This is a genomic window from Rhodobacter capsulatus (assembly GCF_005144475.1).
Lineage (GTDB): Bacteria > Pseudomonadota > Alphaproteobacteria > Rhodobacterales > Rhodobacteraceae > Rhodobacter > Rhodobacter capsulatus_C.
On the sequence record NZ_SWJZ01000097.1, the window covers coordinates 24,854 to 35,931 of the forward strand.

Below are 11,078 nucleotides of genomic sequence, written 5' to 3' on the forward strand. Positions count from 1 at the left end.
CATGACGACCCAGACGCCGAATGGTTTCACCCTTGATAACGCTGGCAAACGCATTGTCGTCGATCCGGTCACCCGGATCGAGGGCCACATGCGCTGCGAAGTGAACGTCAACGATCAGGGCATCATCACCAACGCGGTTTCGACCGGGACGATGTGGCGCGGCCTTGAAGTCATCCTGAAGGGCCGCGATCCGCGCGACGCCTGGGCCTTCACCGAACGCATCTGCGGCGTCTGCACCGGCACGCATGCGCTGACCTCGGTCCGCGCGGTCGAAAGCGCGCTCGGGATCACCATCCCGGACAATGCCAATTCGATCCGCAACATGATGCAGCTGAACCTGCAGATCCACGACCATATCGTGCACTTCTACCACCTGCATGCGCTGGACTGGGTGAACCCGGTCAACGCCCTGCGCGCCGATCCGAAGGCGACGTCCGAGCTGCAGCAGATGGTCTCGCCCAGCCATCCGCTGTCCTCGCCCGGCTATTTCCGCGACGTGCAGAACCGGCTGAAGAAATTCGTCGAAAGCGGGCAGCTCGGTCTGTTCAAGAACGGCTACTGGGACAATCCGGCCTACAAGCTGCCGCCCGAAGCCGATCTGATGGCAACGACGCATTATCTGGAAGCGCTTGATCTGCAAAAGGAAATCGTCAAGGTCCACACGATCTTCGGCGGCAAGAACCCGCATCCGAACTGGCTTGTCGGCGGCGTGCCCTGCCCGATCAATGTCGATGGCGTGGGCTCGGTCGGCGCGATCAACATGGAGCGGCTGAACCTCGTCTCCTCGATCATCGACCGCTGCACCGAATTCACCCGCAATGTCTATCTGCCCGACCTCAAGGCCATCGGCGGCTTCTACAAGGACTGGCTTTACGGCGGCGGCCTGTCCGCGCAATCGGTGATGTCCTATGGCGACATCCCGGAAAACCCGAATGATTTCAGCGCCGGTCAGCTGCATCTGCCGCGCGGCGCGATCATCAACGGCAACCTCAATGAGGTGCATGACGTCGACACGACCGACCCCGAACAGGTGCAGGAATTCGTCGATCACTCGTGGTATGATTACGGCGAGCCGGGCATGGGGCTGCACCCCTGGGATGGCCGGACCGAGCCGAAATTCGAGCTGGGCCCGAACCTGAAAGGCACCCGCACCAATATCGAGAACATCGACGAAGGCGCGAAATATTCCTGGATCAAGGCGCCGCGCTGGCGCGGCAATGCGATGGAGGTGGGGCCGCTTGCCCGCTACATCGTCGGCTATGCCAAGGGCCACGAAGACATCAAGAACCAGGTCGAGGGCCTGCTGCGCGACATGAACCTGCCGGTTTCGGCGTTGTTCTCGACGCTGGGCCGGACTGCGGCGCGGGCTCTGGAGGCGGAATACTGCTGCCGTCTGCAAAAGCACTTCTTCGACAAGATGGTCACCAACATCAAGAACGGCGACAGCTCGACGGCGAATGTCGAGAAATGGGATCCCTCGACCTGGCCGAAGGAAGCCAAGGGCGTGGGCATGACCGAAGCGCCGCGCGGCGCGCTCGGCCACTGGGTCAAGATCAAGGACGGTCGCATCGAGAACTATCAATGCGTCGTGCCGACGACCTGGAACGGCAGCCCCCGCGACAGCAAGGGCAACATCGGCGCCTTCGAGGCCTCGCTGCTGAACACGAAGATGGAACGCCCCGAAGAGCCGGTCGAGATCCTGCGCACGCTGCACAGCTTCGATCCCTGCCTCGCCTGTTCGACGCATGTGATGTCGGCCGAAGGCGCGCCCCTGACCACCGTCAAGGTCCGGTAGGGGGATGCCATGAAGGGAGTTTCCGACGAAAGGATCAATGCCCCCGTCCGTGGCCCGGATGAAATCTTCGAGGCCTCGCGACTGACCGGCGACGCCACCCGCGAAGACCTCGAAAGCATCCGGCGGCGCACCTCCGTCTATGTCTACGAGGCGCCGGTGCGGGTCTGGCACTGGGTCAACGCGCTGGCGATCACCATTCTGGTGGTCACCGGCTATCTCATCGGCTCGCCGCCGCCCTCGATGGAAATTGCCGAGGCGACCGACCAGTTCGTCATGGGCTACATCCGCTTCGCCCATTTCGCGGCGGGGGTGGTGATGTCGGTGGGTTTCTTCGGCCGCATCTACTGGGCCTTCGTGGGCAACCGCCATGCCTGGCAGATGTTCTACATCCCGGTCTTCAACAAGCGCTACTGGAAGGAGTTCGTCTTCGAGCTGCGCTGGTATTTCTTCCTGGAAGAAGAGCCGAAGAAATACATCGGCCACAACCCGCTGGCGCATGCGGCGATGTTCACCTTCATCACGCTGGGCATCACCTTCATGATGATCACCGGCTGGGCGCTTTATGCCGAAGGTGCGGGGCAGGGCGGCGTGACCGACAGCCTGTTCGGCTGGGTGCTGGGCTATGTGCAAAACAGCCAGCGGCTGCACACTTTGCACCATCTGGGGATGTGGTCGATCGTGATCTTCGCGATCATCCATATCTACGCCGCCATCCGCGAAGACGTGATGAGCCGTCAATCGATGGTCTCGACGATGATCTCGGGGCACCGGACCTTCAAGGACGACCGGATCGAGTGACCCTGACCACGGGGCGAAACCGGGCGCAGAAAGCTCTGCGCCCGGTTTTTAGTGGAAATAATGCTTCCAAATACATCATAAAAGCGGTAACAAGGTTTCCGAAATTCGCGATATTCCGACTCTCTCGCCGGGTTTTGCCGGTCTGGGGGCTGGATCATCATGGGGGCTGAGCGCCCGCGCGAGCCACGGTCTAGGGAGGGACCCATGCCAGCATTCACACCTGAACGGGTGCTCGTTCTGGGCATCGGCAACGTGCTTTGGGCCGACGAGGGCTTCGGCGTGCGCTGCGTCGAGCGGATGGCCGAAACCCATGCGCTGCCGGCCAATGTCCGGCTGCTCGATGGCGGCACGCAGGGGCTTTATCTGCTGCCGTTTCTGGAAGAGGCCGAGGCGCTGATCGTCTTTGACGCGGTCGATTTCGGTTTCACCCCCGGCACGCTGGTCACCATGCGCGACGACGACGTGCCCGCCTTCATGGGCGCGAAAAAGATGAGCCTGCATCAGACCGGCTTTCAGGACGTGATCGCGACGGCGCAGCTGATGGGCTATTGCCCGCGCCACATGACGCTGATCGGCTGCCAGCCGGTCGAGCTGGAGGATTACGGCGGCTCTCTGCGCCCCGCCGTGGCCGAGCAGATCGATTTCGCCATCGCCGAGGCCCTGCGCGAATTGCGCGCCTGGGGGATCGAGGTGACGACGGGCGCGACGATCAGCAACGATCTGCTCGATCCCTCGCTCGCCCGTGACGTCTATGAACGCGGCCGTCCCACCGAGGACGAGGCCTGCCGGATCGGCGATCACCGCTTCTTCCCCTCGGCCGCCAAGGTCCGCGCCTGATGTGCGTCGGCATTCCCGTGCAATTGCTGGCGGTCGATGGCATCCGTGGCGACGTGATCGAGGACGGCCGTCCGGGGCTGGTCGATCTGTCGCTGACGCCCGAGGCGCGGCCCGGCGACTGGGTTCTGGCCTTTCTGGGCGCCGCCCGCGAAGTGCTGACGCCCGACCAGGCCGCGCAGATCACCGCCGCGCTTTCCGGGCTGCGCTCGCTGATGGCGGGCGGCAGTCTCGGCGATGCCTTCGCCGATCTTGAAGCCCGCGGCCCGCAGCTTCCCCCCCATCTTCAAGCCGCGCTTGACGCCGGCAAGACCCGCGCCTGAGGTATCCATGCACGACTTCCCCATGCCCGACACCGCGCCGCCCTCGGGCAAGACCCATCCGCTGGTGGCCCGGCTGACCACCGATTTCGGCTGGCCGCGGCTGGAAAACGCGCATGACCTGCGCGAATTCACCACCCGGCCGGGGGCGCATTGCCTCTTCGTGCCGGGCGACGGCGCGCGCAATCTGGAAACCCCCGATGCGGCGGTGATCCTGCCCGAACTGCGCCAGGCCTTCCAGAACGCCTTTGATTGCGCGGTCGTCGGCGACGGCATCGAGACCGAGCTGCGCGAGACGACGCGGGTTCTGAAAACCCCCTCGTTCCTGTTCTTCCGCGACGGCGACTTTCTGGGCGGCATCGAGAAGATCCGCGACTGGGACGATTACATCGCCCGCACGTCCCACATCCTTGCCGCGAAAGGCTGAGCCATGGTTTCGAATTTCCACCTGCCCCCCGTCGGCTTCGGTCCCGGTTCGCAAAGCGATGAAGACGAGGAGCTGGGCTACATGCAGCTTCCCTCCGGCATGCGGACCTATGCGGCGCATCTGCCCGAGGTCGAGGATACCTCGGCCGTCGCCCCGGCGCTGAAGCTGCTCTCCGACATCGCCGCGGCGGCCGAGGCCTGCGCTTTGGGCGGCATGGCCAGCTTTGACCTTGCGGGGCTGGATGCGCAAAACCGCGCGCTGATTGCGGAAACCATGGGGCAGGGCGAGGTCGCGATGAAGATCCGCGGCATCCCGGCCCTGATGGTGCAGGAATCGGTCTTTGCCGGGGTCTGGTCGGTGGCGGGCGCGGGCGTCGACCGGATCGAGGTGGGCGCGGTGCCCGCCGCGGCGCTGTCGCGCGCGTTCGAGCCCTTCCGCAAGGGTCAGACCGCGCTGCCGCCGCTTGCGGACGGGGTGGTGAACGCCCCGGCGCTGATCGCGGAACTTTTCGACAAATCCGCGGCTTATGTCGGCGGCGCGGCCGATGTGATCAACCTGACGCTGCTGCCGCATACGGAAGAAGACCTGACGCTGCTCGACACCATGCTGGGCGAGGGCGCGGTGACGATCCTGTCGCGCGGCTATGGCAACTGCCGGATCACCGCGACGGCGACGCCGCATGTCTGGCGCGTGCAGTTCTACAATTCGACCGATGCGCTGATCCTGGACACGATCGAGGTGACGGTGATGCCCGAAGTGGCGCTCGCCGCGCGCGAAGACCTGGAAGATTCGGCGGGCCGCATCCGCGAAGTGCTGGAGGCCATTCGTTGAGCGGGCCGTTGAGCGGGGCAAATGCCCCCCGCGCCGGGTTCGAGGGCTCTTACCTTGGCGCCAATGACCGGATTTCCGATCTGGCGATCATGGAATGCAAGATCTGCTGGACGCCCTACGACCCCGCCTCGGGCGACGAGTTCCGGCAGGTTCTGCCCGGCACGCCCTTCACCAAACTGCCCGAGGACTGGCATTGCCCGACCTGCGATGCGCCGAAAGCGCAGTTCATCGTGCAGACCGATCCCGGCGCCCCCGCGCTTTTGGAACAGAACCGCGTCGATGCGCAGGTGGTCGCGCTGGTCGCCGATTTCCGCGAGATCTGGCATGCGAAAATGCGCGACGTGCCCCTGGTGAACAAGGCCCTGTCGATCGAGGCGGTGGGCTTTCGCAGCCATGCGGGCCGCGGCCTTGGCGTGCTTGTCAGCCCGTGGTTCATGAACCTGATCCTGCTGCCCGCCGAGGGCGAGGATTGGTCGGGCCTGATCCCCGGCGCCAAGGAGGACGTGCATTTCCCCTCGGGCACCTATGAATTCATCCACAACCGGCGCGAAATGGTGGGCGGCTACAAGGCCTGCTCGCTTTGCTCGACGATGGGCGATTTCCAGACCCAGATGCAGGCGGTCGATCTGGCGCGCGCGGTGATGATCGAGCTGTTCAAGGCGGAAAACCGCGCCGAAACCGACCGGGCGGCGGAAATCCGCGCCACCCGCGCGGCGGATCTGGCGGCGGTCGAGGCCGCCGAAGCCGAGGCCGCCGCCGCCGAGGCGCGGGTCGAAGCCCTGGCGCAGCCGACGCGGCGGCGGCTGATCTCGGCCGGGCTGGCCGGCGAGGGCGAGGCGGAATGACGGCGGCGCTGGGCATCGTGCTGCGTCCCGCGGGGCCGCGGCTTGAGGTGACGTTGAGCGCGCCCGATCCGCTGCCGGTCGCCGCGCTGATGCTGGGCAAGCCCCCCGAGCAGGTGGCGGCGCTGCTGCCGCGGCTCTTCAATCTCTGCGGCGCGGCGCAGGGCCATGCGGCGCGGCTGGCGCTGGGCCTTGCGGCGGACGAAACGCCGTCGCGGCGCGAGATCCTGCGCGATCATCTGGCCAAGCTCTGCCTGATCTGGCCGAAGCTGCTGGATCTGCCGCCGCAGCCCCTGCCCGACGCCTGGGCCGAGGGGGGCGAGGCGCTGCAACACTGGCTTTGGGGCGGCGCGAAACCCGGTGATCTGTGGTCCTTCCTGACCTCGGGGCAGGGGGTGGCGCCGCTTCTGGCAACGCTGGGCCACGCTTTCGCGCCGGGCGAGGCGGTGGCGGTTCTGCCCCCGCTGACCGATCCCATGGCCTTGACGGCACAGGAAAATTCCCCCGCCGGGCGGGTGGCCGGTGATCCGCTGATGCACCAGGCCGAGGCGCGGTTCGGCCGTGGCCCGCTTTGGCGCGCGCTGGGCCGGGTCGTCGATCTGCACGCTCTGGCGCGCGCGCCGCTGGCTGCCGAAACGCCGCGGCCGGGGCTGGCGCTGGTGGCGGCGGCGCGCGGCACCTATGCGCTTTCGGCCCGGGCCGAGGCGGGGATGGTCACGGCGCTTTCGCGCGTCACCCCCACCGATCACCTGCTGGCCCCGGGCGGGGCGCTGGCGCTGTCGCTGGCCAGCTTGCCCGCGGCGAAAGCCGGTCTGGCGGCTTTGGTCATCGACATTCTCGACCCCTGTGTGGCAGTCTCGCTGCAGGAGCTGGCGCATGCATGAAATGTCGATCGTCGAGGGGATTCGCACGGCGATCGAGGAATCCGCCCGCGCCAACGGGTTTTCAAGGGTGACGCGGGTGCGGCTCGAGATCGGGCGGCTGGCGGGGGTGGAGCGCGCGGCGCTGGACTTCGCCTTCGACGTGGTCTTGCGCGGATCTTTGGCCGAAGGGGCAGAAGTGCAGATTCTCGACATTCCGGGGCAGGCCGCGTGCTTTGACTGCGGAAAAACTGTCGAAATCGACCATCGGCTGGATATCTGCCCGGAGTGCGGCGGCACGCGGCTTCTGGTGCAGGGCGGCGACGAGATGCGGATCAAGGATTTGGAGGTGCTCTGATGTGCACGGTATGCGGCTGTGGCGGTCACAGCGTCGAAGATCAGTTCAAGGCGCATCTGAAAAGCCAGGGCAAGGATGGCGCGCACAAGCCCGCCCCCTTTGCCGTGCTGGCCGAGACGACGGGCAGCCACAGCCATGCGCACAGCCACTGGCACACCCACGCCGACGGCACGAGCCATGCCCATCCGCATGCGCACAGCCACAGCCATGACACCGCGCATGGCGCCGAGGCCGACAGCGATCACCCGCATGCCCATGGGCATGATCACGGCCATTCCCACGGCACCTGTGCCCATGACATCCATCTGGGGCACGGCCCGGCCGGGACCGAAGTGCCCGGCATGAGCCAGGCGCGGCTGATCGAGATCGAGACCGACATCTTGTCGAAAAACAACCAATATGCGGCGCGCAACCGCGCCGGGCTGGCGCAAAAGAGCATTTTTGCAACCAACCTTGTCTCCTCCCCCGGCTCGGGCAAGACCACGCTGCTGGTGCGGACGATCGAGATGCTGGGCGCGCAGCCGCTGGCGGTGATCGAGGGCGATCAGCAGACGACGAATGATGCCGACCGCATCCGCGCCACCGGGGCGGCGGCGATTCAGGTCAATACCGGCAAGGGCTGCCATCTGGACGGGGCGATGGTCGAACAGGCGCTGGCGCATCTGCCGCTGCCCGAAGGCGCGCTTCTGTTCATCGAAAACGTCGGCAATCTGGTCTGCCCGGCCGCCTTCGATCTGGGCGAGGATGCCAAGGTGGCGATCCTCTCCGTCACCGAGGGCGAGGACAAACCCCTGAAATACCCCGACATGTTTGCCGCGGCGGGGCTTGCGATCCTCAACAAGGTCGATCTGGCGCCCCATTGCGATGTCGATCTTGATCTTTACGAGGCGAATATCCGCCGGGTCAATCCGACGATCGCGGTCCTGCGCGTCTCGGCCCGCACCGGCGAAGGCATGGCGGCCTGGATCGACTGGCTCCGCGCGGGTCTGGCGCGGAAAGCGCGCTGATGGCTGCCTCGGCCCCCGCGATCCTTCTGGTCGATGACGAGCCGCATTCGCTGGCGGCGATGAAGCTGGCGCTGGAAGACGATTTCGACGTCCTGACCGCCCAGGGCGCCGAGGCGGCGATTGCGGTTCTGGAAGAGGAATGGGTGCAGGTCATCATCTGCGACCAGCGCATGCCCGGCCGCACCGGCGTCGATTTCCTGACCGAGGTGCGCGAGCGCTGGCCGGAAACCGTCCGCATCATCATCACCGGCTATACCGACAGCGCCTCGATGATGGCGGCGATCAACGATGCGGGCATCCATCAGTTCCTGACCAAGCCCTGGCATCCCGAGCAGCTTTTGTCCTCGGCGCGCAATGCGGCGCGGATGTTCACCCTGGCGCGGGAAAACGAGCGGCTCTCGCTGGAGATGCGGCTTCTGAATTCCACCTCGGAAAGCCGGGTCGAAAAGCGGCGTCGCGCGTTGCGCGAGGGGATGGGGTTTGAAACCATCCTGCGCACGCCGAATTCCGCGATGACCGGGGCGATCGCGCTGGCGCGGCAGTTTGCCAGTTTCGACGTGCCGGTGCTGCTGCGCGGCGAACCCGGCTCTGGCCGGGCGCAGCTGGCGCGGGCGATGCATTACGTGTCGCTGCGTTCGGACAAGCCGTTTTACGAGATCAACCTGGCCGGTCTGCCCGAGGATCTGGCAATGATCGAGCTGTTCGGCGCGCGTCGCGGCGTGCTGCCGGGCGGGGTGGCGAAGATCGGTCTGGCGCAAAAGGCCGACCGCGGCACGCTGTTTGTCGCCGGGGTCGAGGCGGCCAGCCCGACCTTGCAGCTGGCGCTGTTGCGGATGCTGGCCGATGGCGCGATCACGCCTTTGGGCGGGCAGGAGACGGCCTCGACCAACCTGCGGCTGATCACCGGCGCCGCCGCCGATCTGCGCGCGATGGTGGCCGAGGGGAAATTCCGCTCGGATCTTTACTATGCGCTCTCGGCGGGGGAAATCGCGCTGCCGCCCTTGCGGGCGCGGCGCGGCGATGTGGCGCTTCTGGCGCAATCGATGCTGGCCGAGGCGGCGGTGCGGCATGGCAAGCAGGCGCTGGGTTTCGACGCGGCCGCGCTCGAATTTCTGGAAAACTACGACTGGCCCGGCAACCTGCGGGAATTGCACAATGAAGTCACGCGGATGCTGATTTTCGCGCAGGACAATGTGCTCGGCGCCGAGCTGATTTCGCGCCACATCCTGCAGGCGGCGCCGTCCGAAAGCGGCGCCGACCGATCGGCCGAGGAGGTGATGACGGCGGAGGGCACGCTGAAGGATCGCATCGAGCTGATTGAGATGCGGATCCTGCGCGAGACGCTGACCCGCAACCGCTGGAACAAGAGCCGGGCGGCGGCGGAACTGGGGCTGAGCCGAGTCGGCCTGCGCGCGAAGCTTGACCGCTACGGCATCGAGCATCCGGCGGGCCGGGTGCAGGAAGAGGAGGAAGACTGATGTGTCTGGGGATTCCGGGCCAGATCGTGGCGATCACCGACGCCGGTCGGATGATGGCCTTGGCCGATGTGTCGGGGGTGAAGCGCGAAGTGAATGTCGCCTGCATCGCCGAGGGCCGGCTTGAGGATCTGCTGGGCCATTGGGCGCTGATCCATGTCGGCTTCGCGATGAGCCTCATTGACGAGGCGGAGGCGGCGCGGACGCTGGAGGCCTTGCGCGATCTGGGCGAGGCGCAGGAAACGCTGGCGCAGATCGCCGAGGGCGCCGCGGCGCTGGAGGGGCGGGGATGAAATTTGCCTCGGAATTCCGCGATCCCACGCTGGCGAAGGGGCTTTTGGCCGAGATCGCGCGGCTGGCCGGGCAGATCGGCGCGACGGTGGAAAAGCCGGTGCACATCATGGAGATCTGCGGCGGGCACACGCATTCGATCTTTCGCTACGGGCTCGACAAGCTGATCCATCCCGGCATCGAATTCATTCACGGGCCGGGTTGTCCGGTCTGCGTGCTGCCGCGTGCGCGGGTCGATGAATGCATCGAGATTGCGCAGCGTCCCGAGGTGATCTTTTGCACCTTCGGCGATGCGATGCGGGTGCCCGGATCGAAACTGTCGCTCTTGCAGGCGAAGGCGGCGGGGGCCGATATCCGCATGGTCTATTCGCCGCTCGATGCGCTGGAACTGGCGCGGCGCAACCCCGGGCGCGAGGTGGTGTTCTTCGGGCTGGGCTTCGAGACGACGACGCCCTCGACCGCTTTGGCGATCCAGCAGGCTTCGCGCGAGGGGCTTTCGAATTTCAGCGTCTTTTGCAACCACATCACCGTGCCCGAGCCGATCAAGGCGCTGCTCGATGACCCCTACATGCGGCTCGACGGCTTCATCGGGCCGGGGCATGTGTCGATGGTGATCGGCATTCATCCCTATGATTTCATTGCGCAAGACTACGGAAAGCCGCTGGTGGTCGCGGGATTTGAACCGACCGATCTGCTGCAATCGGTGCTGATGGTGCTGCGCCAGATCGCGCAGGGCCGGGCGGCGATCGAGAACCAATATGCCCGCGTCGTGCCCGAACATGGCAACCGGGTGTCGCTGGCGGCGATCGCCGATGTCTATGAGCGGCGGCCGTCCTTCGAATGGCGGGGGCTGGGGGAGATCGACGCCTCGGGGCTGCGGATCCGGGCGGCCTATCGCGCCCATGATGCCGAGGAGAAATTCGGGGTGGGCTATGCGGGCCAGCGCGCCGAGGTGGCGGAGGCCGAGGGCTGTGCCTGTGGCGCGGTGATGACCGGGCGGATGAAACCCGTCGCCTGCGCGCAATTCGGCAAGGGCTGCACGCCCGAGATGCCGCTGGGGGCGCTGATGGTGAGTTCGGAGGGGGCCTGTGCGGCCTACTGGCAATATGGCGGGGCGCGGGCGGCGGAATGAGGGTTTCGGGGGCGCGCGCCCCCGACCCGGGGGGGGGGGGGGGGGGGGGGGGGGGGGGGGGGGGGGGGGGGGGGGGGGGGGGGGGGGGGGGGGGGGGGGGGGGGGGGG

General features: G+C 66.4%; 13 protein-coding genes. All 13 read left to right on the forward strand.

What is annotated here, in order from left to right; genetic code table 11:
* Window position 1: 1 nt before the first annotated feature.
* The 13 genes from FBT96_RS17715 (at window position 2) to hypD (ending at window position 10,970) form a co-directional block, all read left to right on the forward strand.
* The gene (locus FBT96_RS17715) at window positions 2-1,795 is read left to right on the forward strand and encodes a nickel-dependent hydrogenase large subunit (protein WP_136909011.1); all 1,794 of its coding nucleotides are present in this window, start codon (window positions 2-4) and stop codon (window positions 1,793-1,795) included.
* 9 nt (window positions 1,796-1,804) lie between these two features.
* Entirely contained in the window at window positions 1,805-2,593 is a 789-nt protein-coding gene (gene cybH, locus FBT96_RS17720; protein ID WP_169583565.1) for a Ni/Fe-hydrogenase, b-type cytochrome subunit, read from the forward strand.
* 204 nt (window positions 2,594-2,797) lie between these two features.
* Window positions 2,798-3,430, forward strand: coding sequence for a HyaD/HybD family hydrogenase maturation endopeptidase (locus FBT96_RS17725; RefSeq protein WP_136909013.1), 633 nt, complete (start codon window positions 2,798-2,800; stop codon window positions 3,428-3,430).
* Entirely contained in the window at window positions 3,430-3,750 is a 321-nt protein-coding gene (locus tag FBT96_RS17730; RefSeq protein WP_136909015.1) for a HypC/HybG/HupF family hydrogenase formation chaperone, read from the forward strand. Before FBT96_RS17725 ends, FBT96_RS17730 begins: the two co-directional genes overlap by 1 nt.
* Before the next feature lie 7 nt (window positions 3,751-3,757).
* Window positions 3,758-4,174 carry a thioredoxin domain-containing protein gene (locus FBT96_RS17735; RefSeq protein WP_136909017.1) on the forward strand — a complete coding sequence of 139 codons (417 nt, stop codon included), beginning with the start codon at window positions 3,758-3,760 and terminating at the stop codon, window positions 4,172-4,174.
* A gap of 3 nt (window positions 4,175-4,177) precedes the next feature.
* The gene (locus tag FBT96_RS17740; protein ID WP_136909019.1) at window positions 4,178-5,005 is read left to right on the forward strand and encodes a hydrogenase expression/formation protein; all 828 of its coding nucleotides are present in this window, start codon (window positions 4,178-4,180) and stop codon (window positions 5,003-5,005) included.
* Between the two features lie 89 nt (window positions 5,006-5,094).
* On the forward strand, window positions 5,095-5,850 hold the full coding sequence (locus FBT96_RS17745; RefSeq protein ID WP_169583569.1) for a [NiFe]-hydrogenase assembly chaperone HybE: 756 nt from the start codon (window positions 5,095-5,097) through the stop codon (window positions 5,848-5,850).
* Window positions 5,847-6,731, forward strand: coding sequence for a hydrogenase expression/formation protein HupK (locus FBT96_RS17750; RefSeq protein ID WP_136909021.1), 885 nt, complete (start codon window positions 5,847-5,849; stop codon window positions 6,729-6,731). Before FBT96_RS17745 ends, FBT96_RS17750 begins: the two co-directional genes overlap by 4 nt.
* On the forward strand, window positions 6,724-7,065 hold the full coding sequence (gene hypA / locus FBT96_RS17755) for a hydrogenase maturation nickel metallochaperone HypA (protein ID WP_136909023.1): 342 nt from the start codon (window positions 6,724-6,726) through the stop codon (window positions 7,063-7,065). The genes FBT96_RS17750 and hypA overlap by 8 nt, the downstream gene beginning before the upstream one ends.
* The gene (gene hypB / locus FBT96_RS17760) at window positions 7,065-8,072 is read left to right on the forward strand and encodes a hydrogenase nickel incorporation protein HypB (RefSeq protein ID WP_136909025.1); all 1,008 of its coding nucleotides are present in this window, start codon (window positions 7,065-7,067) and stop codon (window positions 8,070-8,072) included. Before hypA ends, hypB begins: the two co-directional genes overlap by 1 nt.
* Window positions 8,072-9,550 (forward strand): sigma-54-dependent transcriptional regulator, encoded by a 1,479-nt coding sequence (locus FBT96_RS17765; RefSeq protein WP_136909027.1) that lies wholly within the window; start codon window positions 8,072-8,074, stop codon window positions 9,548-9,550. Before hypB ends, FBT96_RS17765 begins: the two co-directional genes overlap by 1 nt.
* Window positions 9,550-9,840, forward strand: coding sequence for a HypC/HybG/HupF family hydrogenase formation chaperone (gene hypC / locus FBT96_RS17770; RefSeq protein WP_136909029.1), 291 nt, complete (start codon window positions 9,550-9,552; stop codon window positions 9,838-9,840). The genes FBT96_RS17765 and hypC overlap by 1 nt, the downstream gene beginning before the upstream one ends.
* Window positions 9,837-10,970 (forward strand): hydrogenase formation protein HypD, encoded by a 1,134-nt coding sequence (gene hypD, locus FBT96_RS17775; protein ID WP_136909031.1) that lies wholly within the window; start codon window positions 9,837-9,839, stop codon window positions 10,968-10,970. Before hypC ends, hypD begins: the two co-directional genes overlap by 4 nt.
* The last annotated feature ends 108 nt before the right edge of the window (window positions 10,971-11,078 follow it).